Below are 24,947 nucleotides of genomic sequence, written 5' to 3' on the forward strand. Positions count from 1 at the left end.
AAAGGTAGTATTTGATTTTAAAGCTCGTTTCTGAAAAGAAACGGGCTTTTTTATTACCAATAAAAAAAGCCCTCCGAAATTCGAAGGGCTTTATAAATGCAAGTAGTGAAGACCTTAGTCCACGTTTGTTTGATTAGTACTCTTAAGGATTTATATAATAGGTAATTTCTTTTACCTGGTTGGTAGATGCATCAAAATAAATGAGCATTCCATCCCATTCATTTACCTCCATATCAAATATCAAAATGTAATCAGGCGCTCGAAGCGTAGAAGGCTTTATTTTGAGATCACTTCCAAATTTCTGTTTCATCAAATCAAAAGAATCCTCCACTCTAATTGATTCCCCTAAAACTTTTACGGTTAGCGCAGAACGAGAAGTAGCTGTAATACCAGAGATATATGGATCCTCTACCTGGGCATAATAGCCTAAATCAAGACCAGTGAATTTATAATTAATACTTCCAAAACTGGAAACATTTTTTGAAGTGGGGCTTCCAAAAATATCATATAACAACTCTTCGTCGTTTGCAATAGAGTTTAGCTGAGCCATGGTATAACCATTGTACTTAATCTGTTGGTATTGAGAATCTGAGATTATATTTATTCCATGGGGCTGTGTATCGAGAGGGAGTTTTATTATTTCCTGAGCATGCAAATTTATGCTAAGGGTAAGAGATAATATAAAGGCAAAGTAGGGCAGAAGTAGTTTCATAATATTGTTGTTCTTGAACGTACACTAATTGATGTCTACCTAAAGTAAGCATATAAAAAAATCCCTCACAAGAAATTCTTGAGAGGGATTATAAATGCAAGTAGTGAAGACCTTAGTCCTCGTTAGTTTACTTATTCATTAGTTTTTTAAAGTCGTTGAGTGTGCCACGCACAGCATCAGCCGACTGATGCATAAGATCGGTTTCTTCTTTGGTTAATTCAACCTCAATTACTTCTTTGATTCCGCCTTTGCCTAATTTCACGGGAACGCCGATGTAAAGATCATCAACACCGTACTGGCCATCAATATGAGCGCAAACCGGGAAAATTCTGTTTTGGTCAAGAAGTATTGCTTCCACCATTTGAGCAGCAGCAGCACCTGGAGCATACCAAGCTGATGTTCCCATCAAACCAACAATTTCTCCACCACCTTTTTTAGCACGGTTTACAATTTCTTCCAGTCTTTCATCAGAAATGAAGTGTGTAATCGGCATTCCGGCAAGTGTAGTAAATCTTGGAAGCGGAACCATAGTATCACCATGTCCACCCATCAACAATGCTTGAATGTCTTTAGGAGAAACGTCCAGCTCTTCAGCGATGAACGCACGGTAACGAGCAGTGTCTAAGATTCCAGCCATTCCCATTACTTTCTCGTACGGAAGTCCTGAAGCATCTTTTGCAACCTGCACCATTACATCTAAAGGATTAGAAACCACAATAATGATCGTATCAGGAGAGTGCTTTACCAATTGCTCAGTTACGCTTCTAACAATATTTGCGTTGATCTCTAAAAGATCGTCACGACTCATTCCCGGTCTTCTCGGAACACCGGCTGTAATCACACAAACATCTGAATTTGCAGTATCTGCATAATCAGTAGTTCCTTTAACTCTTGTATCGAACAAGTGAATCGGTGATGCTTCCCACTGATCTAAAGCTCTTCCCTTTGAGGGGTAAAATGTTTTATCGTCTTCTTTGCGTTCCAGATCAACGGCGATCACTTCTTTGGCGAAGTCTCTTTGAGCAACGCTTAATGCTACGGTCGAACCAACATTTCCACCTGCTCCTACAACTGTTACTTTCATTAGATTGTTTGTTTGTGATTAAGTTTTATAAAAATCCCTTTCAGACTCTAAAATTATGAATTATAAATGATGAATGTTGAATTAATTCGATTTCAAAAATCATAATTCAGCATTCATCTTTTTCTAACTTTCCCAAGAATATTCTCAGAAGATAACAATCCTGCAACAAGCCAAGTTATCGAAATCCACGCATCATTTCCTATCCACAAAATCAAAAGGCAAATACAAAATGCTACCAGTCCATATATAAAAAAAGAAGATGGAACCTCATTGGTATCAAAATCAATCGGATAGCAAATAGCGGGGACCAAAGTAAAGCCAAAGCATAAAATTAGAAGAAGACTAATTTTGAACCAAAAATTAGAAATTAAAATCCAAGAAGTAAAAATTTCATATGCAGCCCAAGACATCATTATTATTACTGAGCAACCAAAAAGAATTAATTTTAACCATCTAAAGAATTCAAAATTCATAATTCTTCATTCCTAATTCGTCTTGAGTCTTTCCCCCACATCAATTTATTCCGGAGTGTTTCAAAGTAATCCTGACCGGGTAATCTTATTAAGTTAAAGGCCAGATCAGAAGCTATGATCTCTACTTCCAGCGGCAGCGTATCCACTTTATAATGCACACCATCGTATGAAAACGAAACATCACTTTCCTGTTCTTCTACTCGGATCTTCAGCGGTTTGTCAGAACGAACTACCAGAGGTCGTGTAGTTAACGTGTGTGGATTGATAGGTGTAACCAGCATAACTCCAGATCCGGGAACAACGATCGGTCCTCCTGAGGATAAATTATATGCAGTTGAGCCGGTGGATGAAGCAACAATTAATCCATCCGCCCAATACGTATTGATCAAACTGCCGTCATATTCAGCCGTTATATTGATCATGGCTGTAGAATCTTTACGGGCGAATAGAAATTCATTCAAAGCAAAGTATTCATTTCCGGTAGAATCTACGGCTTTAAGAAAATGACGTTTGTCAATGGTGTAGTTTCCGCTTTTTACTTTTTGAAGTGCTTCTTTAAGATCTTCAAATTTGGTGTCGGTCATAAAACCCAAACGCCCACCATTTACTCCTAAAATTGGTTTGGAAGAATGAGATGAAATTCTGGCCGTATATAAAATCGTGCCATCCCCGCCAATTACTATAACTAGATCGCATTCATCAATGGCTTGCTTATCAGAATTGGTTTTTTGAATTACGTCAGGGTTATGGAAGCCGGTTAGCTTACAAGTTTCTTCAGAGATCAAAAGTGAAACAGAATTCTCTCCCGCCCAATCAATTGTTTCCTTAAGAACCTTTTTTACTTCAAACTTATTGGGATTGGCAACTACGGCAAATTTCATATTAATTTGATTCATTAATAGTTACCCCATCAAAAGAGATATTCCAAGGATATTTGGAGATGGTGATTCCTGAAACGTTTGGTTGAGTTAAAACCAGAACAGGCATCTTCCAACTAACAGTTTTTTGTGCACCCGGGAACCTGATAGTGGAAAATGAAATATCATCGGTGATTGCGTAGGATGAATTTAGTACGATGGTAGCGCCGGTGCCCGATAATTTTTCTGCGATAGCATCAATCAGGAACACTTCAGCAGGATTGCCTGTGTAGGAAATATAAGCTGTTTGCTTTCTCAGACTGTCCGAAAAAGGGCGTTTATTTTTGATCTCGACAGAGCCAAGCGTTTTTTCAAAGCTAAGGAAATCATTGTTCTGAGATACTAAATAAGAGAATAGTGATGTATTTCCGGATGCCTGATTGTAATAAAAGTTGATCTCATTATTAACAGGTGGATTGTAAAGAGAAAAAGAGGGCTCAAATTTCAAATCTCCGGATCCCGTAGTATCCGTAACTTCCTGTATAGTATTCGGACCGAGTTCAACTAAAGCGTCCAGATTGCCATTAGTAAAATCCTGATAGAGATCAGATTCTGTTTTTCCATGTGTAATATCTAATCTGGTTGGAACTTTTTGATCCTGAAAGTATTCATCATTGGACGCCAGAATTAAAAGGTTGTTTTTTTTCTGAGCCAGATAATAACTGCCGGTACCGATAGGGTCTGTGATGGGATTGTTATTGTTGGGAATACTTTCTTTTGGATAAACGGAAGCCAATGGGTGAGCTAGTTTTTCAAGTAATTCTGAATCTTTCTTTGCAAGCTGAATGACCAGAGTTGAGTCGTTAGAGGAATAAATTCCCTCAATGGATTTGATCGTCCTGTTAGCAGGGATTTTTATAAAAGTTTGCTCTGTATGGTATGCATTAAATCCTTTAACGGACTTAAACATGTCTGCAGCATTATCGGGTACAAGTATAGACGCCATACGTTCAAAGTTAAGAACAATGTCTTCCGGAGTAACTAGTCTTCCAATACCACTTGTAAATCTGGAATCATCGTGATAGTACAAATTGTCACGCAGAGTAAATGTGTATCTAAGAGAGTCCCTGGTTATGGTCCATTTTTTAGCAATAGCCGGTTTCACATCTCCATTAGCATCAATTTGAGTCAAGCCATCATAGATCAGAGCATTGATTCTGAACTCACTACTTGTAGTTGCAAAAAGAGGGTCTAAAGTTTGAATGCTGTTCAATTCTCCGATCTTCAGATTTGTAAAATCATCCTGAACCTCGGCTCTTTTTGTAGTATCGCTGGTTTTATCAGAGGGAAACATCCCACTTGAATCATCAACAATGGTTATTTCAGTGCTTTTCCCGCAAGAAATAATCAGAAAAAGTAAACATAGTATGCTTATCGCTTTAAATCTCATAAACTAGTTTTTTATACCTTTTAGTCCTTTAATGCCTTTTACTGCTTTTTCATTCAATAGGTTAGTCTCATAACTCTGAACACGCCCATTTTTTTGCTGATGATTTTGGATAGCAATTTCTATCAATTCATCAATGAGCTGTTTAAATGAGATATCAGACTTATCCCATAAATAGAATGAGAAAGAACCCGGAATAGTATTGATCTCATTGAAATAAACTTGTTCAGTTTCAGCATTTACCAAAAAGTCTAACCGTGCAACCCCACTTGCACCGAAAGTCTTAAAAGTTCGGATCGCCAGTTCTCTGATTTCTTCGGTAAGTTCAGAAGAGATGTCAGCGGGAATAACACGATCTGCAGAAGCCATTCCTTTATCCGCACCTTCTCCGCTTTGATATTTATCTTTAAAAGAAAGTGTTTCTGTGGTTCCCAAAGGTTTTTCGCAAACACTGGCTCGGCATTCCTGCGCGGTACCTAAAACCGAACAATTTATTTCCATCAACGGATGAACAGCTTCTTCGATCAATAAGTGAGCGTCGTATCGGAAAGCCATTTCAACGGCGTTGATCAACTCATCTTTTGAAGTAGCTTTAGCCACACCAATACTGCTTCCTAAACTGCATGGCTTAACTATCAATGGATATCCAAGAATTTCAGCTTCTTTGATTATTGTTTCCTGATCTGTTTCCCAATTTGATTCATAGAAATCCAGACTGTCTGTTACCGGTATATCATTGGCAACACAAACTTGCTTGGCTTTTACTTTATCCATCCCTAAAGAAGAAGCCAAAACATCGCTTCCTGTATAAGGCACATTAAAGAAATCACAAATTCCCTGAAACGCACCGTTTTCTCCTCCACTGCCATGAAAAGCGCAAACTACTGCATAAACTGGATAAGATTTCGGCTTTGAAAATAATCCGGAAGAGTTTTGTTGTTTAAGATGCGTTCTTCCGATGTCATCTTTAACAAAAGCGCATTGAAGAGCATTTTCTTCCAGCAATGACAGATCCTTGTAAGTTTCTAATTCTAAAAGCTGGTTGCCTGTAAACCATTTTCCGGACTTACTTATATACAACGGAACGAGGTTATACTGAGAGTTTTCCATACTGGAAATAGCTTGTATTGCCGAAAGCACAGAAACTTCGTGTTCAGGAGAAACGCCGCCGAAGGCAATTATCAAATTCTTAGTAGACATAGAGATAATGAAATTTTTTTATTGATGGAAAATAGGGAATTGTTTGTGCTTTTCATTAACAATTAAACTCTTTCAAATTTGTTCCGACACAAGTTTTTTATGATCTTCAATGTCCTGTCAAATCTTCAAAATACATACATGAAAAAAGTAATTTCGACCATAAATGAACTGGATTTTACAATAGCTGATCTGAAGCCGATGCCGGCTCCTAAAAAAGTGTTGTTAGTAAAACCAACCCATTTCGCCGTTGAGTATGTAATTAATCCGCATATGCAAGGTCATGTGGGACAAATTGATAAAATGGCTGCGATGGATGAGTGGGAGCATCTGAAAAACGGCTACGAAGAATTAGGATTTGATACCCATGTACTTGAAGGCGTTCGTGGATTGCCGGATATGGTTTTTTGCGCAAATCAGAGTCTTCCATATATAGATGAGAATGGGAATAAAAAAGTTTTGATGAGCGTGATGCATGCCGACCAACGCAAAGGGGAAGTGCCGCACATTCAGCAAATGTATGAAGACAGCAGTTATCAGGTATTTCATTTAGATGAAGATAAGTTTGAAGATTTTGAGGGAATGGGCGATGCACTTTGGCACTACAAAACAGGTTTGATCTGGGGTGGGTACGGGTTCCGTTCCTCTCAAGAAGTGTACGATTTGATAGCTGATATGTATGATGTGCCGGTAATTAGATTAGAGCTTTTGAACGAAAAATTCTATCACTTAGATACTTGTTTATGTATTCTGGATCAAAAAACGGCGCTGATCTATCCGAAAGCATTTACCAAAAATGGACTGGATCTGATCCATGCTTTATTCGACAATGTTATTGAAGCATCTAAATATGAAGCAGAGGAACTTTTTGCCTGTAACGCAACATCTCCTGACGGCAAAAATGTGTTTATTCAGCAAGGTTGCACGGATGTAAACCAGAAATTAAGAGATCACGATTTTAATGTGCATGAATTCAGTACTGCTGAATATCTGAAAAGCGGCGGCAGTGTATTCTGTATGAAGATGATGTTGTGGTAACTTTTAAGTGAAAAGTGAAAAGTGAAAAGTGAAAAGTGAAAAGTGAAAAGTGAAATTCTAGTTTCTTTCTGTAAATCCTTTTAAATCCCGGTGTTCTTTTTTCTTTTCTTACCGGCTCTGCCTACTTTCACAGCAATAACTAACTAAACTTTGCTATGAAAAAGCTTTTCCTTCCTGTATTTGCACTTTTGTTTTTTTTTGGGGCATGTGATCCTGAACTAAATCGTCTGAAACAACAAGCTGATAACATCACCATAATGCGTGACGATTTCGGAGTTCCTCATGTGTATGGCAAGACGGATGCAGATGCTGTTTTTGGATTGATGTATGCTCAGGCTGAAGATGACTTTCCCCGAATTGAAAGAAACTACGTGTGGGCTATTGGCCGGCTTGCAGAAGTAGAAGGTGAGGATGCTCTTTACAGCGATCTTCGTGCTCGGTTATTCATGACCAAAGAAGAAGCTATTCAAAATTATAACAACGCTCCGGATTGGCTTAAAGAATTGTGCGACGCCTGGGCCGATGGATTGAATTATTATCTGGCTACTCATCCTGAAGTTGAACCAATGCTGTTAGAAAAATTTGAACCGTGGATGCCGATGTACTTCAGCGAAGGTTCTATTGGTGGAGATATTGAACGCGTTTCAACCAGAAGAATTAAAGCCTTTTACGAAGACAAAGCTTCTCTTTCGTTGAACGAGTTCGGAAACGGTTTAACTGTTGTTGATCCGTATGAAGAACCAAAAGGATCAAACGGGATTGCAATTTCGGGTGAACTTACCGAATCCGGAAATGCCATGTTGCTGATCAATCCTCATACATCTTTTTATTTCCGTGGAGAAGTTCATGCGGTTAGTGAAGAAGGGTTGAATGCATATGGTGCAGTAACCTGGGGACAGTTTTTTATCTATCAGGGATTTAATGAGAATACCGGTTGGATGCACACTTCTACTTACACAGATGTGATCGATGAATTCAAAGAAACTATCGAAGAGCGTGATGGAAATCTCATGTACAAATATGGGGAAGAGTGGAGAGAAGTTGAGACAGATTCAGTCACTTTGAAATATCAGGAAGACGGCAAGATGCTGGAGAAAATTTTTCCGATGTATCGAACACACCACGGACCGATCACACACATGATAGATGATCAATGGGTAGCAACGGCAATGATGTGGGAACCGGTTAAAGCATTGGAACAATCTTATACCAGAACAAAGAAAGCGAATCATGCAGAATTCAATGAGATGATGGAGATCAAAACCAATTCATCAAACAACACTGTATTCGCTGATTCAGAAGGAAATATCGCTTACTATCACGGGAATTTTATACCGATTCGTGATACTCAATTCGATTATACCCAGCCTGTAGATGGAAGCGATCCTGCAACCGATTGGCAGGGACTTCATCCGGTAGACGAAGCAATCACTTTGCTGAACCCAGGTAATGGCTGGATCCAAAATGCGAACTCGACTCCTTTTACAGCTGCAGCGGAATTCAGTCCAAAGAAAGAAGATTATCCGAATTACATGTCTCGAATTCCTGAAAACTTCAGAGGTGTACATGCTCAGGATCTTTTAGCAGAAGCAGAGAATTTAACATTAGACGGATTGATTGATCTCGCTTACTCACCCAGAGTTCCCGCTTTTGAAGAGTTGATTCCCGGAGTAGTTCGTGCTTATGATCGCTCTAACAATAAATACGGAGTTCCTGAAGAAGCGATCGATGTACTAAGAAATTGGAACTTTGAAACAAACGCAGAATCAGTTGCCATGACCATCGCTCATTTTTATGGGATCAATTACATGAGAAACGGTGAGGCTCCTGATGGATTGAACTTCATGGAGCGATTTTCTTATTACGGAACTAAAGCTCCTTTTAAAGAGCGATTGGAAATTCTGAAAGCCACTTTAGATCAGCTTGATGAAGATTTCGGAAGCTGGAACACGGCGTGGGGAGAAGTAAACCGATTCCAAAGACTAAATGGAAATATTGCTCCTAACTTTGATGATGATCAACCTAGTTTACCCGTCGGTTTTGCCTCCGGCAGATGGGGAGCGTTAGCTTCTTATGGGGCTCGAACCTACGACACCAAAAAGATCTACGGAACTTCAGGAAACAGCTTTGTGGCTGTTGTAGAATTTGGAGATAGTTTAAAAGCGAAAAGTATCCTCGCCGGTGGACAAAGTGGAGATCCTGATTCGCCTCACTTCTTTGATCAGGCAGAACCTTATATCAATGCCAATTTCAAAGATGTAGCCTATTACAGAGAAGATGTAGAAGCCAGAGCGGAAGAGACGTATAAACCGGGGAAGAGAAAAAACTAAAGAATATTCAACAAGGAATATTCAATGTTGAATAGTTCGTCATCCTGATTCCGAAGTTTCGGAACGAAGGATCTTACAGGATTCCAAACAAGTTTTTCTGACCCACTCTTTTTCTCTCCCTATCAATAGGGAGAGAGACTCTTTTACTCAGCTATAATTTCGTTAACAAGTCCTCTTCCCTTGGCGAAGGGAAGAGACAGAGATGGGTTCGCAAATACAGGCTGTCCCATTTCTGCTCACTACAGATTTGGGATTAAGCCCTGAATGACTTTGAAAGAAAAAAATCTCCCTTCGAAGGGAGATGATTATCCAAACAGTTCTTTGGATAATCCGAGGGAAGTGTGAAGTTTATTAATTTCTAAACCTCACACATCCTCCATCTTTTGAGAATGCATTATCTAATCATCCAAAAACTCAGTTGTATAATTAATAACAAAATCTTTTAGAAAGTCATCTAAGAATTTATCATCATAATTTGGATCATCTTTTTTTATTGATTCGCGTAAATCTTTGTATCCTTGTGTCTTTTTGAATTTATCAAATTGCCTTTTCTTGAACTGTGCAAATTTTTTGTAATTATAGTTTCTTGCTTCAGTAAGAACACCATTTTTTATTTCGAGAAGCCAATATTTACTATAAGTTGATGCAAACCCCATATGCACGTAATTTCGCAATTTACCATATGGCAATATCAGTATACCGTTGTACCAGTCGAGTTTAACTTTTGATGCTTCAGGGAAAACTTCTTTAAAAACGGATTTTTGCTTGTAAGGATATGAATCATGTTCTTTGTCACTAACTGTGATTTCTATATCTGTTACATAAAATTCATTTTCTAAAATTTCAAACTTAGCAACATAGCCTCTCCAGTTAGCAGATGAAATAATATCTGTCTTTGGTTTTTTCTCAGGATACCTTTCAAAGAAGGTTTCAAGAGGAGTAGAATTGAGATCGAATTTCTTTCCGTTATAGATTATTTCATCAGGTACTTGAGCAGTTCTATTTTTGAAATCTGACCCAATACTACCAATCAAGAATAGAGTAAGTAATAGTATAAGATAGTTATGCATATATCATTAACTATTTATCGTGAAAGAAATTATTCATTGAAATCAAAAAGCCCCACATTAAAAAATGCGAGGCTTTCAAATCAATTAATCACTGATTAAAGTCAGCGACTATTCTTCACCCAAAAACGGATATCTATAATCCGTTGGGGTTACAAAAGTTTCCTTGATCGTTCTTGGAGAAACCCAACGTAACAAGTTGATCATAGATCCCGCTTTGTCGTTAGTTCCTGAGCCTCTTGCTCCACCAAATGGCTGCTGACCAACAACGGCGCCGGTCGGCTTATCATTGATGTAGAAGTTTCCGGCAGATTGCTCCAACCGCTTGGTTGCAAGCTCGATCATGTATCTGTCCTGACTGAAAATAGAGCCTGTCAATGCATAAGGAGAAGTGTTATCCACCAACTCAAGTGTTTCTTCGAATTTGTCTTCGTCGTACACATAAATGGTAATAACCGGTCCAAAGATCTCTTCGCACATTGTGGTGTATTTTGGATCTTTAGAAAGCAGAACAGTCGGCTCTACGAAATATCCTTTCGACTTATCGTAGTTACCACCTGCGATCACTTCCACATCGTCACTTGCTTTTGCATTGTCGATGTAGCTGGCGATGTTATCGAATGACTTCTCATCAATAACAGCATTTATGAAATTACTGAAATCTTCCGTGCCACCCATTTTGAATGACTTAAGATCTTCGATCACATAATTCTTCACATCTTCCCAAAGGTTAGAAGGAATATATGCTCTGGAAGCCGCGGAACATTTTTGTCCCTGGAATTCAAAAGCACCACGGGTAATTGCGGTTGCGACTTGTTTTGCTCTGGATGATTTGTGAACCATGATGAAATCTTTTCCGCCGGTTTCACCTACAATTCTTGGGTAAGACTTATATTTTTTGATGTTCTCACCAATAGTTCTCCAAATATGCTGGAATACTCCGGTACTTCCTGTAAAGTGAATTCCACCAAATTCTTCGTGTGAGAAAATTACATCTCCGGTTGTTGGTCCGTCCACGTAGATCAAATTGATCACGCCATCAGGAACACCGGCTTCGCGGAACACTTCCATCAATACATTTGCAGAATAGATCTGCGTAAAAGCAGGCTTCCAAACAATGGTGTTACCCATCATCGCTGCAGAAGTTGGTAAGTTACCTGCAATTGCAGTGAAATTGAATGGAGTAAGTGCAAATACGAATCCTTCCAACGGACGTTGTTCCAATCTGTTCCAAACGCCATCTGATGATTCCGGTTGCTGAGAATAAATTTGAGTCATGTACTCAACATTGAATCTTAAGAAATCGATGATCTCACATGCAGAATCAATTTCAGCTTGAAATGCATTTTTAGATTGCCCTAACATTGTAGCGGCATTTAATTTTGCACGATATGGACCAGCGATCAATTCAGCAGCTTTCAGGAAAATGCTGGCTCTGTGTTCCCAACCCATATTTGCCCAATCTGCTTTAGCTTCCATAGCGGCATCAATGGCCTGCTTAACATGAGAAGCATCACCTTCAGAAAAATGACCTAAAATATGCTTGTGGTCATGTGGTGGAGACATTGGCTTTTTGTTATCGGTAGTAACTAATTCACTTCCGATATACATTGGAACGTCAATTTCTTTTGATCGAGCTTCTTTAAGTGCAGCCTGAAGTTCTTCTTTTTCAGGAGAACCCGGAGCGTAGCTCAAGATAGGTTCGTTGATTGCCGGTGGAACGTTAAAAAATCCTGTTGCCATGGTTTCTGCTTTCCGTTTTGAAATTCAAATTTTTAGAGAGTTAAATATACGGTTTTCCCGATGGATTATGAAGGAAGGTTAGTTAAAGGTTATTAGTTATTGGGAGAAGTACTAATAACCAATAACTAATATCCAGCTACATTCACAGCTTCTCCAAAAACTCTTCCGCTGTATCCAAGCGACTCTGTAAAGTCTCTTCATCCATCTTGTCCAAATTACTTAGCAGCATATTCAATCTTGGATTTCCTTCAAAGAAATCACGATGCATATGCATGAATCTCCAGAATAACGCATCCCAAGTTTCATTCCAATCTGCTTTTCCGTAATCACTCATTTTTTTAATGTAATTACTGCTGCTGATGTACGGTTTAGTTGCCATTAGTCCTCCATCCGCAAATTGACTCATTCCATAGACATTTGGAACCATCACCCAGTCGTAAGCATCTATATACATTTCCATAAACCATTTGTACACTTCATCGGGATGAATTTCACAGAGCAACATAAAATTACCAAGGATCATCAGTCGTTCGATGTGATGATTATATCCGGTTTTAAGTACTTTTTTGATGGCATCATCAACAGGTTCAATTCCAGTTGATCCATCGTAGAAAGAGTCAGGTATTTTACGATCAAATCCCCAGAAATTTTCGGTTCGCTCCTGAGTTCCTTTCTTCTCGTACAATCCTCGCATAAATTCACGCCAACCTATGATCTGTCTAACAAATCCTTCTAAGGAGTTAATTCTTACATCATGTTTTTCCGCATATTTCAGTGCTTCATCAATCACAAATTGTGGGGTTAGTAAACCCACATTCATCATAGGAGTTAGCACACTGTGATTCAGAATTCGTTTGTCAGAAACAACGGCATCTTCATAAGGACCAAATTCATCAAACCGTTGCTCAAGAAACTGTTGCAACCACTTTTCTGAGCTTTTGAAATCGGTGGGATAAAGTTGAATCTCTACCAATTCTCCGTAATTATATGAAAAATGTTCTTCTACATATTCACGAGCTTCTTTGTAGAAGTCGGTTTCTTCAGGGAATTCTACATTCGGCGGAGTTTTCTTCTTTGGGTATTTCTTTCGGTTGTCCTTATCGTAAGTCCAGTCGCCACCCACAGGATTATCATCTCCTTCGATCAAAATCCCGCGTTTTTTACGTTCTTCTTTATACCATGAAGTCTGAAAGAATTTCTTTTCTTTAGAGCCAAACCAATCTTGTAGATCATCTCGGGTATTCAGGAACAACTGATTTTCATATTCTTCTATTTCGGTATCATTTTTATTAACAGAATCAGTGATTCGTTTCTCCAGCCAATTATCTGTAGGATTTAAAAAGCAGATCTTTTCAATGCCTTCCTCCGCAAGAAAAGAAATCAGTTTTCTGACATCACATTTTTCATCCTGTGCTTCAACATATTCAACATCTCGATCCTGATCCTTTAACCAAGATTCGTAGAACTTCATAGTCGCCCGATGAAAAGCGATCTTCTGTTTATGAAATTTATACTGCTTGAAGAATAGTTCTTCCTCTATCAAATAAATTGAAAAGCCATTGTCCAAAAGTGGGCTCTTTTCAAAAAGCTGATGCGGAAATATCAGGTTTACAGATTTCATAGTAAATTTTACCCTCTCCTTTGTTTCCTCCCCAAGTGGAGGAAGACTTTTTAAATTAGTATGGATCTAATTTAAATAGCTTCCCCTCCTTGGAGGGGATTGAGGGGAGGGTCATTATTTAGTAGTTTTCATTTTTTTATTCCTCCTGCACCGCTCACTACAGTACTTCACATTATCCCAATCCTTCTCCCATTTCTTCCTCCAAGTGAATGGAAGTCCACAAACAGGACAAATTTTTTCAGGGAGGTGTTCTTTTTTATGCGCCATCAAACAGATCTTTTGGCCGCGTGAGCTCTTTCTTAGCTTTATTCCAGAACTTGAAAAACGACTGATAATATCCCTTTACAGAAAACATCCAGTCTCTGGGGTGTTCATTTCCGGAGTAATTATTCAAAGGATGTTCTTTGTAATAAATATCTTCTTCATTTAATGAAAACTCGTTCTTTAAGTAATCAAATTCTCCAACGTAGGTCTGAAGATTCGGGATATTCTCACCCAGATCTAACATGAACTTAATTGAATCTTCCGACACCGGATATTTCTGAAAAACGGAAGGTTCGATCAATAGAATTCGATTTGCATCCTCGCCCTCTCTCCAAGTGGGATCCATATTGTAGAAATTATAGATCAAAGTGGGTTTATCAGAATTTATATTCAATTCATCTGATTCAGGAAGAGGTGTTTTTAGATTCGGTGAGGTCAGATCCCTTAGAATATCTGGAATCTTCATGGAATCGAAAGCTTCATAAGGTACATCCAAAAAAGTGTCTTTTTGATCGGTATAGCAATATTTGTTGATGTTATTCTGATTAGCAACGTAGGTTTTATTACTGTTTGATCCTGCCACCCACTGCCAGCTAAGTGCGTTGCTTGCCCAATCTCCATCTTTTAAATGATAGTACATCCATTGCGCAGGCACTTTCCAGTGACTTCCTCCGATTGAACAGCAAATTGCTGCGATATACATTCGAACATGATTGTGGAGATATCCGGTTTCGTAGAACTCTTGAATGGCATCATCAATAGCTCTGATCCCAGTATTCGCTTCAACAATCACTTTTGGCATTTGATGGTTGTCAACATCCGGCTGCATTCTTCTGAGATCGGAATTGATCTCATTACCTTTCTCAACCCAAATTAGCTGCCAGTAATCTCGCCATGCTAATTCCTGTAGCCACTTTTTTATGTCATCAGGATCGAAGCCACGATCCAAAGTTCGCTTCATTACTTGTTTGGTGGTAATAACACCTCGTGAAATATAGGGCGATAACTTACTTACATTGCCGTCAATAAAATTTCGTGTATTGCCATAACTGACAGGATCAACCTGATCAATTTGCTCTAAAATATCTTCGTACTTGGTTGTAAACATACTGATTTAACAGCTGGAAGAGAGAAATAATTTCAGTGTATAAAACAAGCTTAATTTATCAAATCAAGAAATTTGGAAGCTCTTTTCGAAACTGACTTTCTATTATCTTTACTCAGTTTTTCCAAATGAGGAAGAAGCCATTTTCTTAAATCCTCATCTTCTTTGGACCATTGAAAAAGAGTTTCCATTGAGGTATTCAGAACAATCCAGTCGTTGTGATTAGCCAGATTATTCTTAATGATTTCTTTTGCTTTCCGTTTTTGTGATTCCGACAAATCGCTTTCAAGCAACAGGAAAAGCTGAGCTAAAGTCCATTGAGTTGAAGCTTGGTCTATATCAGCGATTTCATTTAAAAAGCGATCCAGATATGGAATGAGCAATTCAGGTTGTTCCTTACAAACTCTTTTCATGGCATTTGAAACCCTTAATCGGACTACTTCATCATCACTGAAATAACAGTTAAATAATTCATCAAATTTAGATGAATCTGCTAAAACTTCGTCTACAATTTCTATGGGATTTCCGAGAGTAATACAAATGTGCTCTCTACTACTTTCTATTTTCTATAAAATGCTACGTAAAATGGCATTAATACAGGCTTAATATGAAATAAAGAGAATTAAAGAGAAATAGATGATACAAAACTTGTACAAATAATAGAGTCGAATGATTATCTCTTACGCATTGCAAAAAAAGTGTATAGCAATAACAATTAGTTGTTATTATTAATGATGAAGCAATGGAAAAATTTATGCATGTCAAAAAAAAGAACCTCGTTTTTTTAAAAGTAAGGTATGAGTACTGAGCAAACTGTTTGAGAGAGAAAGAAAAAACGGAAAGATAAATTAGAAAAAAGGCAGAATTCTATTTTTCTCTAATATCAGTTATTATTGTCGTAATTTTTTGTCTTTTAAACAAGTTGTTGCATACATTTACAAAATGGACATGTAGACATTGGCTATACTAATAGGGTTATTCTTTCCGATAGTTTGTTGTGATTAGCCAGAGACGTAGAAACAACTCCAGCGGGCTTGCGATAGGATCATAATTTTCTGTTAATTACATTTTCTAATGTTGTTCGATTGAGTTGAGATATCAAATACAAATGTACTACCGTGTTTAGTAATAGCGGTTGAGGAAATAGAGCTTCTAAAGCCATTATCCTCTGTATCTTGATCTGGGTGATAAAAAACGTAGCCTCTAAAATGACCCTCACCATTTACATATAGTTTGAAATCTAAGGGACCACCGTGAGATAGTGTTCTAATGGGGTATGGAAGCTCTTTATCTTTTTGTTTTGGAACTTCAAAAGATTTATTTCTAACCAAAACATAGGGTTCATTGCAATTCACATTAGTCTTAATTATATAACTTAGAGTTATTTCATTTTCAGGGGTCCTGGGGATGTTTTTAAAAGGTTGGAGATATATTTTATAATCTTCAGAATATTCTCCATAGGTGTAGTTCACGATTAGTTTAGCTGGACGATTGCTGACTTTTCGTTTAAAGGAAAAGTGATGAATTCCCCTATTTAAACTATCATCAATGCTTTCATTGATAAAAGTAATATTGGTTTGCTCCTTAACTTTTATAATCAATTTATCACTAGTCAATTGATTTCTATAGAATACAGCCAAATCGAAGTCATTTGAGCCCTCTTCTGTTACTATAAACTTCGCGCTAAACTGCTGTTCTCCAGTAACACAAGTTAGCCACTTTTCAGATTGATCATCTGTAAGCCCCATGAATGCGTATTGATCTCTATAGCTTTTGGCTTCAGAAAGATTAAAAGTACTTCTAGCCCTTTTTGAAAATTCTTTTTTTTGATAATAAGAAGCATCGGCGCTGAAATATCCTTGTGGTGATATAGATTCAAAGAAACCACTAGCATCAATTGTCTTATCATTATCAATAGCTTCTACTATTTCATTTAAAATAACTAGCTTTGAATGGTAGCTTTTATCTGAAATAACCTTAGTAGGTATCAATATGTCATCACAAGAGTACGACTGAGCTAAAGATAAGGTGGGTATAGTCAGTGCAAAAAGTAATATAAAGAAGCGCTTCATACCTGATAAATTAGTTTAAAATAACTATAAGTAATTGCGTAAATTTAACTTATTTTTAAGTCAAAGTCATTTAAATGGTATTTTTTGTTTGGACGGCAAATAGGATATAATTAAGTATTATGCTTTTGATAAAGGCTAATGAAGTTGCTGACTATTTAAAAGACTATCCTAATCCATCTACGAATATTTCTTATGAGATTTCGAAGACTCAGGACGTCAAGTTGTTTGTATATGACATCATTGGTAGAAAAGTTTCTGAGTTAGTAAACAAGACACAGACTTCAGGTTTTTATACAGTCAATTTTGATGTGAGTCATTTAGCAAGTGGGTATACATTTATCAGTTGCAAACGCAAGATTTATCGACTAGTAAAAGAATGGTGTTGATTAAGTAATTATTTGAGTTCTAAAATTAATTGTTCAAAAATACCTTGATCATACTTTGGATGCGGTAAGCTTTGAAAGTTATCCGAATTGAATTCTTCTAGTTTAGGATCAGATTTTAAAAGAGCTCTTATTTCATCAATTGAATATTTTTTAGAGAGTAAAAAAATTTTATTAAGTAATCTTACTTCCCATTCATCATGTACACTTGTGTTAGTATAATTTTGTGAACTTCAGGGTGAACTAAAATTAGATTGGAATCATCATTGTTATTATGATTCCAATCCATATGATGGATATGCCATCCTTTAAATTCGTTTTTTTGAAGCTTTTTAAGTCGAATCAATTTAGACACAATTCACAATTAAAGAATTCTTAGCTACTCTTATTTATCAAATCCTGAGCGATAATACTGGATGAAAGAACGCCGGGAAGTCCTGCACCGGGGTGAGTTCCTGCTCCAACGAAATACAGATCATCCACATCTTCTGATTTATTATGAGGACGAAACCATGCTGATTGAGTCAAAATCGGTTCCACAGAAAATGCAGATCCTTTATGGCTGTTTAAAACATCTCTGAAATGGATCGGATCGATATAGTGCTCAGCTACTAAATTTTCTTGCAGATCGGGAAGGTAATTCTCTTCCAAGAAATTCATAATAGCATCACGATATTTAGGAGCAAACTCATTCCAATCAGTGCCACTGTCTAGATGAGGAACAGGAGAGAGCACATAAAAGCCTTCGTGTCCTTCAGGAGCAATACTTGAATCTGTTATTGTTGGCATGTGCAGATACAAAGAGAAATCATCGGCTACGTGTTTCTTATGGAAGATATCATCCAGTAAACCTTTGTAGCGCTTACCAAGAATGATGTTGTGATGTGCTAAGCCAGAATCCAAATATCGTTTTTTAGTCCCAAAGTAGATCACAAAAAGAGACATGCTGTACTTAGTACGATCGACCTTTTTATCAGTATATTTTTTTCTGTGCTTGGAGTCGATCATATTCTTATAAGTGAATCCAACATCAGCATTCGAAACTACAATGTCTGCCTCAAGAATCTCACCATCTTTTAAACGTACTCCGTTTGCTTTGCCGTTCTTAACCAGAATCTCATCTACCTCTGTTTGCAGATGGAATTTGCCTCCCTGTTCGGTAATCAATTTTTCAAATGCATTCACGATCGCTCCGGTGCCGCCCATTGCATAATGAACGCCCCATTCTCTTTCCAAGTAATGGATCATTGCATAAATGGAAGTAGTATCAAAAGGATTACCTCCTACTAATAATGGATGAAATGAAAAGCATTGACGTAAAAAATCATCTTTTATAAACTTAGAAACATATTTATAAACGGTTTTATAGGATTGTAGCTTGATGAGATCAGGAGCAACTTTCATCATATCCATAAACTTCAAAAAAGGCTGATCTGCAAGCTCCACAAATCCTTTTTGAAAAATGGCTTTAGTAGTTTTTAAGAACTTTTCGTAACCGGCTACATCACCCGGACTTCTTTTCTCAATTTCTTTGATCGTAAATTCATGATCATTGTTATAATCAAATTTTTCGCCATTATGGTCGAATATTCTGTAGAAAGGATCACATGGAACAAATTCTACATAATCAGATCTTTTTTTACCGGCAGCTTCCCAGATATCATCAAACATAAATGGAGCAGTAATTACTGTAGGACCTCCATCAAATTTAAATCCGTTTTTCTCATAAACATAAGCACGTCCCCCAAGTTTATCTCTCTTTTCTAAAACGGTAACATCATGTCCGGCAGATAGCAAACGAGAAGCCGCTCCTAATCCTCCGAAACCACTTCCAATAACAATGATCTTTTTTTTCATGCTGAATTTTTATTCGGTTCAATCGCTAAACCGAAAAACACACGGAATCAATCCCGGGTTAATTAATCGTTTTCGATTTGTTTTATAAAACCGTTAAATCCTTGTCTTTTAAGGCTCCGCATATCTTTTTCAGCTTTACTACGGTCTTTATAAAGTCCGTAGTAGATTCTGTATACCGTTCCCGAGTTTAGATTCAGAGTTTCAACTCGGCTGCCTTTTATTTTGTTGGATTGTGTTTGAGCCGGTGCGAGGTCATTATAAGAGCCTAGCTGAACAGTGTAGGTAGGAACTTTAAGATCAGTGACTCTTGAGTTCTTGAGGTCGCCTTTAACAAGATAAAGTTTAACATTGGCGGTTCCGGGACCTATCATATCAACAGCCTGAGCAGCTCCTTTTGATAAGTCAATGATCCTGTCTTTAGCAAAAGGACCCCGATCATTAATTCTTACACGGATTGATTTTCCATTGTCCTCATTTACTACAATAACTTCTGAATTGAACGGAAGTGTGCGATGGGCAGCAGAGATTCCATTCATATCAAAGGTTTCTCCATTAGCCGTTAAACGACCATTAAAATTGGGGCCGTACCAACTTGCGACTCCTGTTTCAATTAACCGCCCTTTTTTAGTGGGTAATGAGGATGTAGATGTAGTTACAGTGCTATTCGCATCTCCTGTATTAGATGTCCGCCGTGTTGCGCCACAAGACATAAGAAACATGAGTGTTACTACACACAGAAGCACATGTTTTAATAATCGCATAGATAGATGATGAGTTTTCACTGTGAAGATAAACAATTCATATACCTAAATACCACCCAAATGGGTAGTGAAAAAATAGATGCATTAGAGTACGTTAGCGACAACCAAATTGAATATTATGAATTATAAGTCTTGTTTTTATATAGTTTGCCTAATCGTATTAATGCCAATAAGTGTATTTTCTCAAAGTGGGATTTTGCCGGCTTCAGGATTTGTATCCAATAATAACGTATCTCTGGTCTTTTCAGCCGGAGAAACAATTGTTGGCGAGTTTGGGAATGAGTCAATGAGCCTGATCGTGGTTTCTATTCCGGATCTTCCTGTTATCCCAACTTCTATTGATGAACAGGGAGACTTACCTAAAGAGTTTGGCTTAAGTCAGAATTATCCAAATCCTTTTAACCCTTCTACAACTATAAATTATGCTTTACCAAAAGCCTCAGATGTCTCAATAGATGTATTCAATATTCTGGGAAAGAAGGTTGCTTCATTGGTGAATCAAAGAAAAACAGCGGGTAATCATTCCGTACAGTTTCAAGCCGCTAACCTTTCGAGTGGAGTGTATTTCTACACACTTCGTGTTGGCGGAAGAGTGCTCAAATCACAAAGAATGTTATTAATCAAATAAATAAAAAGTCATGAAATCAATTCTACAAAAGATAGTATTTAGTTTTATCGTAGTTCTTGTGACAGCAGTCAGTGCTTACGCACAGGTTCCACAAGGCTTCAATTTTCAGGCGGTTGCTCGGGGAGCAACAGGAGATATTTTAGCTGAACAAGCTTTAGGGGTACAAGTTTCTATCATTAAAGGAACAGAAGACGGGAATCCCGTTTATGAAGAAGCGCATACTGTGACAACGAATCCTTTGGGACTAATCCAGATCGTAATTGGAGAAGGAACTGCATCTGAAGGAAACGATTTTTCAGCGATTGATTTCGGAAACGATAATTATTTCGTGAAACTAGCTATAGATCCTGCCGGAGGTACTGAATATGAGGATCTGGGGACTACAAGATTACTTTCTGTTCCTTATGCACTAGTTGCTCAAAAAGCGGTTGAGGGAAGTAGCACAGGTACAGAGATACCATTGAATATAGATTTAAATACCGAAAATGCAGACTCCTCATTGATTATCAGTATAGAGGGTGATAAGACAGCAAAACCATTTCAGGTATTTAGTAGATCTAGTGGATTTAACGGTGCTATTTGGGGAGAAGCAATAAGTGATGCATCTAATTCGAATAACCAAAGAGGGACTTACGGAATGGCAAATGGCTCAGGAACCGGAGACCATTTTGGTCTATTTGGAGGCGCTGTAAATTTTGATGCTACCGGAGGTGTTAGAAGAGGAGTTCATGGACAAGCAGCTTCTAAAGCTAAATATAACTACGGCGTTTTTGGACTTGCTGCAGGAGATGGAAATGGTGAGTCTGATACAGATCCAGAAAACGGAGATTTTGGTTCCTTTAACTTAGGTGGATACTTCCAGGCTTATGGAAACTTAAATGGTAACACTGGTGCCCAAGGAATTTCTGCCGGAGAAAACGGTAGCCTCAGAAATTTTGGATTGATTGGTACTTCAAGAACCAGTGCTGAAGGAAGAAATATTGGGTTACGTGCAGAGGCATTTAATTCGCTCACAGAGAATACGGGAGCAGAAGTTGTTGCAACAGGAGCTAATAATAATATTGGTTTACGTGCACAAGCTTTTAATGGAACATCAAACATTGCAATTATTGCTGAAGGTGATACAGCTGCTATCTTGAACGGTCACTCAATAATTAATGGAGACCTTACCGTTAACGGAAATATTTTTGGTTCTGTTGGAAGCGGAAGTGCAAACGGGCAAACTCTGGATTCATTATTCATTTCAGCTCAACCTGAAGCAGAGTATCAGAGGAGTACAGCTTTCTATCCGGGATTTCTTCGTAACACTGATCAGGATGGAAATTTTGTAACTCTGTCAAGAAGAGCCTTGCAATATGGTGATGTTGACTCAGAAGGGACGGGATTCGTATATAATTGGTTCAATAAAGGAGGTGCACAGGTTGCAAATGCAGACTATGCAAATGGAGAACGGGCTACAGGAATGAATGGCGGCTATTTCTACATGGATATTTATAAGAACGAAAATTTCTATGTACCACTCCAGTTTGGAATTCAGAATGCTGCAGAAGGTGGCAGATCATGGTTTGAAATGAGCTCACTAGCCAGACAAGAAAGTGGATTGGGAGCTTTATTAAATATCCATATTTCGAATGACCCAGCCGGCAATGACCCTTCTGGTGAATCTTCACAGGTAACGATGTTTGGAGACACAAGCCCGAATTTCCAATACGGAGGTCAGTCTTGGGAGAATAATGATCTGGCATTCTTAAACATTTTCGGAAGTACCCCTAGTGGAGATGGATGGTATCTCACAAATGCAGAGATTCATGTAGCTTCAGATGGTACGGATGAATGGGGAGCTGTGAGTCTGAAGAAGACGAATATTGTTGGACAAACAAGTCAGGAAACCATCTTATTAGACGGCGGAAACGGAAATATCAATATTTCAGGAACATTGAATCAGTCTTCTGATGAACGATTGAAAAAAGACATCAGAACTTTAGATAATGCTCTTGAGAAAACTATGGAAATGCGTGGAGTTTCATACACGTGGAAGACAGATGTATCTAACGAAGATCCACAAATTGGTGTGATTGCACAGGAAGTAGAGAAAATCTATCCTGAGTTTGTACGGACTGATGAAAACGGCATGAAATCCGTGAATTATGCACAAATGACAGCGGTGCTGATCGAAGCCGTAAAAGCTTTGAATCTTGAACTGCAGGAATTAAAAAATGATAATGCCACACTTCAGGCTAAAGTTGACAAACAGCAAGAACTTGAGATTAGATTATCACGAATCGAAAAATTGTTGAGTTCCGGTAATGGAAATACAACCTACTCTTTAACTGAAGATTAAAATTAACAGCAGTAATAAACACCTGAAGGTTTGGTGAGGGACCAACCAAAGGGTGTTTACTCTGCTGTAGATCCGAAATAGTTGTTGTAGCTTAGTTAAATTGTTCAGGTTGTAGGTAAGCCCGCTTGATTTCTATCAAGCGGGTTTTTGTTTTAATTTTGGTCAGGATTATAAGGGCTGTATCTTCTTGTTAATCTAATTTATCTACAGAATGTATATTACTTATTATCTGATTGCAGCCAATGCGATTGTTTCTCTTGTTGGGTTATTTATGAATCCAAAAGTAATTGAAGTTGGGATGATGATGCCTTACCGGACCATCAGGAACAAGTCTTGGTACGAGTTGATAACATCCGGCTTCGTTCATGGAAGCGTATCTCATTTGTTATTTAATATGATAACGCTCTTTTTCTTTGGGCCTGTTTTAGAAATGCAGATTGGAGAGGTTCAGTTTCTGGGACTCTATTTTACCGGTTTGATCGCATCCTCAATTCCGTCTTTAATAAAACATAAAGACAATCCACAGTATGCAACACTGGGTGCTTCGGGAGCAGTTGAAGCTGTTCTGTTTGGCTTTATTCTCTTATTCCCATTTGAGCCTCTTTACCTGATGTTAATTCCTATAGAAATTCCGGCGCTGTTATTTGGAGTAGCCTTTATCGGATACAGCATTTACGCGAGCAAAAAGGAAGGAACTATTAATCATGAAGCTCATATTGCAGGCGCTGCATGGGGAGTGATTTACATGCTGGCTTTTGTTCCCTTTGCACTCGATCACGTATTATCGATGTTGGGACTAAATTAGTAACTAGTATTGTGTACTTAGATGTTAGGCTGTTTATACGTTCTAACATCTAAGTACTAATTACTAAATTTATCCATTCTTGCTTCTGAAATCTTTCATGAAATCAGTCAAAGCTTTTACACTACTCAACTCACAAGCATTGTAAATACTGGCTCTGATACCACCCACACTTCTGTGTCCTTTAAGAGCAACAAGATCGTGAGTTTTTGCTTCTGATAAGAATTGTTGTTCCAGATCTTCAGAAGGTAAACGGAAGGTTACGTTCATTTTTGATCGGGATTCAAGCTCAGCAGTTCCGCGATAAAAATCATCCGAATCGATAGTGCTGTAAAGAAGTTCAGCTTTTTCGGTGTTCACTTTTTCAAAATGCTTAAGGCCACCTTTATTCTCCAGCCACTTAAGAACTAAGCTTACCAAATAAATAGTAAATGTTGGCGGAGTATGAAACAACTTGGCAGTGTGTGTTCGGTAATCAAGCATAGTTGGAATATCAGATTTGCTGATCTTAGCCAAAAAATCTTTTCTGATAATAACTACAGCAACACCGGATGGCCCCAGATTCTTTTGTGCACCTGCATAGATTAATCCATACTTATCAATGTTGATAGGGCGGGAAAGAAAATCTGAAGAAGCATCACAAATTAAAGGCACACCGTTGGTTTCAGGTTCAGAAGGGAACTGCGTACCAAAAATTGTATTATTGGAAGTATAATGAACAAAATTGGCATCAGGAGTTAAATTCAGATCTCCGGAAGTTGGTACTCTGCTAAAGTTAGAATCCTCACTGCTGAAAGCAATATTTACGTTTCCGAATCTCTTTGCTTCTTTAATTGCTTTCTGGGACCACGCACCTGTATTGATGTAATCAGCTGTATCACCTTCATTTAGAAAGTTCATCGCAAGTTGAAGAAATTGTAAACTTGCACCACCCTGAAGGAATACAACCTCAAAATCATCTCCAAGACCAAGGATGTTTTTAAGGCTTTCGGTAGCATCTGTATTTACTTTGGTGTAGTCCGGCCCACGATGACTCATTTCCATTATAGAAGAGCCGGTTCCGTTGTAGTTTAATAGTTCAGATTGAGCTTGTTCTAAAACTTCCAGTGGTAAAGCAGCTGGACCTGCACTAAAATTATGAGCGCGTTTCATGTAATAAGTGAGT

22 protein-coding genes are annotated in these 24,947 nt (G+C 38.0%); 6 read left to right on the plus strand and 16 right to left on the minus strand.

Features of this window, described 5'->3' with window-relative positions; genetic code table 11:
• Positions 1-142 precede the first annotated feature (142 nt).
• From A8B79_RS08700 to A8B79_RS08725, 6 genes are all read right to left on the minus strand, one after another.
• A complete protein-coding gene (locus A8B79_RS08700; RefSeq protein ID WP_153038402.1) occupies positions 143-712 on the minus strand; it encodes a hypothetical protein in 570 nt (189 codons plus the stop codon).
• 127 nt (positions 713-839) lie between these two features.
• Positions 840-1,796, minus strand: coding sequence for a malate dehydrogenase (gene mdh / locus A8B79_RS08705; protein ID WP_066221074.1), 957 nt, complete (start codon positions 1,794-1,796; stop codon positions 840-842).
• 113 nt (positions 1,797-1,909) lie between these two features.
• Positions 1,910-2,269: a hypothetical protein gene (locus A8B79_RS08710; RefSeq protein WP_066221077.1), complete on the minus strand. Its 360-nt coding sequence runs from the start codon at positions 2,267-2,269 to the stop codon at positions 1,910-1,912.
• Complete coding sequence (locus A8B79_RS08715) at positions 2,266-3,165, minus strand: NAD(+)/NADH kinase (protein WP_235603636.1); 900 nt, start codon at positions 3,163-3,165, stop codon at positions 2,266-2,268. Before A8B79_RS08715 ends, A8B79_RS08710 begins: the two co-directional genes overlap by 4 nt.
• Positions 3,152-4,576: an ABC transporter substrate-binding protein gene (locus tag A8B79_RS08720; protein ID WP_066221081.1), complete on the minus strand. Its 1,425-nt coding sequence runs from the start codon at positions 4,574-4,576 to the stop codon at positions 3,152-3,154. The genes A8B79_RS08715 and A8B79_RS08720 overlap by 14 nt, the downstream gene beginning before the upstream one ends.
• A gap of 3 nt (positions 4,577-4,579) precedes the next feature.
• Entirely contained in the window at positions 4,580-5,773 is a 1,194-nt protein-coding gene (locus A8B79_RS08725) for a D-alanine--D-alanine ligase family protein (protein ID WP_066221084.1), read from the minus strand.
• 138 nt (positions 5,774-5,911) lie between these two features.
• On the opposite strand from A8B79_RS08725, the gene A8B79_RS08730 reads away from it, so the two are divergent.
• Positions 5,912-6,808, plus strand: coding sequence for a dimethylarginine dimethylaminohydrolase family protein (locus A8B79_RS08730; protein WP_066221087.1), 897 nt, complete (start codon positions 5,912-5,914; stop codon positions 6,806-6,808).
• Between the two features lie 155 nt (positions 6,809-6,963).
• A complete protein-coding gene (locus A8B79_RS08735) occupies positions 6,964-9,138 on the plus strand; it encodes an acylase (protein ID WP_066221090.1) in 2,175 nt (724 codons plus the stop codon).
• Between the two features lie 398 nt (positions 9,139-9,536).
• Here A8B79_RS08735 and A8B79_RS08740 read toward each other — a convergent pair whose 3' ends face one another.
• The 7 genes from A8B79_RS08740 to A8B79_RS08765 form a co-directional block, all read right to left on the minus strand.
• On the minus strand, positions 9,537-10,172 hold the full coding sequence (locus A8B79_RS08740; protein WP_201118539.1) for a hypothetical protein: 636 nt from the start codon (positions 10,170-10,172) through the stop codon (positions 9,537-9,539).
• A 144-nt stretch (positions 10,173-10,316) separates the two neighbouring features.
• Positions 10,317-11,948 carry an L-glutamate gamma-semialdehyde dehydrogenase gene (gene pruA, locus A8B79_RS08745; protein WP_066221098.1) on the minus strand — a complete coding sequence of 544 codons (1,632 nt, stop codon included), beginning with the start codon at positions 11,946-11,948 and terminating at the stop codon, positions 10,317-10,319.
• Positions 11,949-12,090: 142 nt separating this feature from the next.
• Positions 12,091-13,569 (minus strand): cryptochrome/photolyase family protein, encoded by a 1,479-nt coding sequence (locus A8B79_RS08750; protein ID WP_066221100.1) that lies wholly within the window; start codon positions 13,567-13,569, stop codon positions 12,091-12,093.
• Positions 13,570-13,683: 114 nt separating this feature from the next.
• Complete coding sequence (locus A8B79_RS16380; protein WP_076782564.1) at positions 13,684-13,836, minus strand: DUF2256 domain-containing protein; 153 nt, start codon at positions 13,834-13,836, stop codon at positions 13,684-13,686.
• Positions 13,826-14,941, minus strand: a complete 1,116-nt coding sequence (locus tag A8B79_RS08755; protein WP_066221102.1) for an FAD-binding domain-containing protein — start codon at positions 14,939-14,941, stop codon at positions 13,826-13,828. The genes A8B79_RS16380 and A8B79_RS08755 overlap by 11 nt, the downstream gene beginning before the upstream one ends.
• Positions 14,942-14,991: 50 nt before the next feature.
• Entirely contained in the window at positions 14,992-15,351 is a 360-nt protein-coding gene (locus A8B79_RS08760; RefSeq protein WP_066221104.1) for a hypothetical protein, read from the minus strand.
• 645 nt (positions 15,352-15,996) lie between these two features.
• Positions 15,997-17,010 (minus strand): hypothetical protein, encoded by a 1,014-nt coding sequence (locus tag A8B79_RS08765; protein WP_066221105.1) that lies wholly within the window; start codon positions 17,008-17,010, stop codon positions 15,997-15,999.
• A gap of 119 nt (positions 17,011-17,129) precedes the next feature.
• On the opposite strand from A8B79_RS08765, the gene A8B79_RS16385 reads away from it, so the two are divergent.
• On the plus strand, positions 17,130-17,396 hold the full coding sequence (locus tag A8B79_RS16385) for a T9SS type A sorting domain-containing protein (protein ID WP_066221109.1): 267 nt from the start codon (positions 17,130-17,132) through the stop codon (positions 17,394-17,396).
• 372 nt (positions 17,397-17,768) lie between these two features.
• Here the strand turns inward: A8B79_RS16385 and A8B79_RS08775 are convergent, their stop codons facing one another.
• Positions 17,769-19,250, minus strand: coding sequence for a phytoene desaturase (locus A8B79_RS08775; protein ID WP_066221112.1), 1,482 nt, complete (start codon positions 19,248-19,250; stop codon positions 17,769-17,771).
• 62 nt (positions 19,251-19,312) lie between these two features.
• The gene (locus A8B79_RS08780; protein WP_066221114.1) at positions 19,313-20,011 is read right to left on the minus strand and encodes a septal ring lytic transglycosylase RlpA family protein; all 699 of its coding nucleotides are present in this window, start codon (positions 20,009-20,011) and stop codon (positions 19,313-19,315) included.
• Between the two features lie 118 nt (positions 20,012-20,129).
• Between A8B79_RS08780 and A8B79_RS08785 the strand changes: the two genes are divergently transcribed.
• From A8B79_RS08785 to A8B79_RS08795, 3 genes are all read left to right on the plus strand, one after another.
• A complete protein-coding gene (locus A8B79_RS08785; RefSeq protein WP_066221116.1) occupies positions 20,130-20,639 on the plus strand; it encodes a T9SS type A sorting domain-containing protein in 510 nt (169 codons plus the stop codon).
• A gap of 10 nt (positions 20,640-20,649) precedes the next feature.
• The gene (locus A8B79_RS08790) at positions 20,650-22,980 is read left to right on the plus strand and encodes a tail fiber domain-containing protein (RefSeq protein WP_066221118.1); all 2,331 of its coding nucleotides are present in this window, start codon (positions 20,650-20,652) and stop codon (positions 22,978-22,980) included.
• 211 nt (positions 22,981-23,191) lie between these two features.
• A complete protein-coding gene (locus A8B79_RS08795) occupies positions 23,192-23,785 on the plus strand; it encodes a rhomboid family intramembrane serine protease (protein ID WP_066221121.1) in 594 nt (197 codons plus the stop codon).
• 69 nt (positions 23,786-23,854) lie between these two features.
• Here the strand turns inward: A8B79_RS08795 and serC are convergent, their stop codons facing one another.
• Positions 23,855-24,934 carry a 3-phosphoserine/phosphohydroxythreonine transaminase gene (gene serC / locus A8B79_RS08800; protein ID WP_066221124.1) on the minus strand — a complete coding sequence of 360 codons (1,080 nt, stop codon included), beginning with the start codon at positions 24,932-24,934 and terminating at the stop codon, positions 23,855-23,857.
• Positions 24,935-24,947: the final 13 nt, after the last annotated feature.

This window comes from Balneola sp. EhC07 (assembly GCF_001650905.1).
Lineage (GTDB): Bacteria > Bacteroidota > Rhodothermia > Balneolales > Balneolaceae > Balneola.

Excerpts from the sequence above, each read along its gene's own strand:
- A8B79_RS08700 (WP_153038402.1), bottom strand. The coding sequence starts at position 712 with ATGAAACTACTTCTGCCCTACTTTGCCTTTATATTATCTCTTACCCTT.
- mdh (WP_066221074.1), bottom strand. The coding sequence starts at position 1,796 with ATGAAAGTAACAGTTGTAGGAGCAGGTGGAAATGTTGGTTCGACCGTA.
- A8B79_RS08710 (WP_066221077.1), bottom strand. The coding sequence starts at position 2,269 with ATGAATTTTGAATTCTTTAGATGGTTAAAATTAATTCTTTTTGGTTGC.
- A8B79_RS08715 (WP_235603636.1), bottom strand. The coding sequence starts at position 3,165 with ATGAATCAAATTAATATGAAATTTGCCGTAGTTGCCAATCCCAATAAG.
- A8B79_RS08720 (WP_066221081.1), bottom strand. The coding sequence starts at position 4,576 with ATGAGATTTAAAGCGATAAGCATACTATGTTTACTTTTTCTGATTATT.
- A8B79_RS08725 (WP_066221084.1), bottom strand. The coding sequence starts at position 5,773 with ATGTCTACTAAGAATTTGATAATTGCCTTCGGCGGCGTTTCTCCTGAA.
- A8B79_RS08730 (WP_066221087.1), top strand. The coding sequence starts at position 5,912 with ATGAAAAAAGTAATTTCGACCATAAATGAACTGGATTTTACAATAGCT.
- A8B79_RS08735 (WP_066221090.1), top strand. The coding sequence starts at position 6,964 with ATGAAAAAGCTTTTCCTTCCTGTATTTGCACTTTTGTTTTTTTTTGGG.
- pruA (WP_066221098.1), bottom strand. The coding sequence starts at position 11,948 with ATGGCAACAGGATTTTTTAACGTTCCACCGGCAATCAACGAACCTATC.
- A8B79_RS08750 (WP_066221100.1), bottom strand. The coding sequence starts at position 13,569 with ATGAAATCTGTAAACCTGATATTTCCGCATCAGCTTTTTGAAAAGAGC.
- A8B79_RS16380 (WP_076782564.1), bottom strand. The coding sequence starts at position 13,836 with ATGGCGCATAAAAAAGAACACCTCCCTGAAAAAATTTGTCCTGTTTGT.
- A8B79_RS08755 (WP_066221102.1), bottom strand. The coding sequence starts at position 14,941 with ATGTTTACAACCAAGTACGAAGATATTTTAGAGCAAATTGATCAGGTT.
- A8B79_RS08760 (WP_066221104.1), bottom strand. The coding sequence starts at position 15,351 with ATGAAAAGAGTTTGTAAGGAACAACCTGAATTGCTCATTCCATATCTG.
- A8B79_RS08765 (WP_066221105.1), bottom strand. The coding sequence starts at position 17,010 with ATGAAGCGCTTCTTTATATTACTTTTTGCACTGACTATACCCACCTTA.
- A8B79_RS16385 (WP_066221109.1), top strand. The coding sequence starts at position 17,130 with ATGCTTTTGATAAAGGCTAATGAAGTTGCTGACTATTTAAAAGACTAT.
- A8B79_RS08775 (WP_066221112.1), bottom strand. The coding sequence starts at position 19,250 with ATGAAAAAAAAGATCATTGTTATTGGAAGTGGTTTCGGAGGATTAGGA.
- A8B79_RS08780 (WP_066221114.1), bottom strand. The coding sequence starts at position 20,011 with ATGCGATTATTAAAACATGTGCTTCTGTGTGTAGTAACACTCATGTTT.
- A8B79_RS08785 (WP_066221116.1), top strand. The coding sequence starts at position 20,130 with ATGAATTATAAGTCTTGTTTTTATATAGTTTGCCTAATCGTATTAATG.
- A8B79_RS08790 (WP_066221118.1), top strand. The coding sequence starts at position 20,650 with ATGAAATCAATTCTACAAAAGATAGTATTTAGTTTTATCGTAGTTCTT.
- A8B79_RS08795 (WP_066221121.1), top strand. The coding sequence starts at position 23,192 with ATGTATATTACTTATTATCTGATTGCAGCCAATGCGATTGTTTCTCTT.
- serC (WP_066221124.1), bottom strand. The coding sequence starts at position 24,934 with ATGAAACGCGCTCATAATTTTAGTGCAGGTCCAGCTGCTTTACCACTG.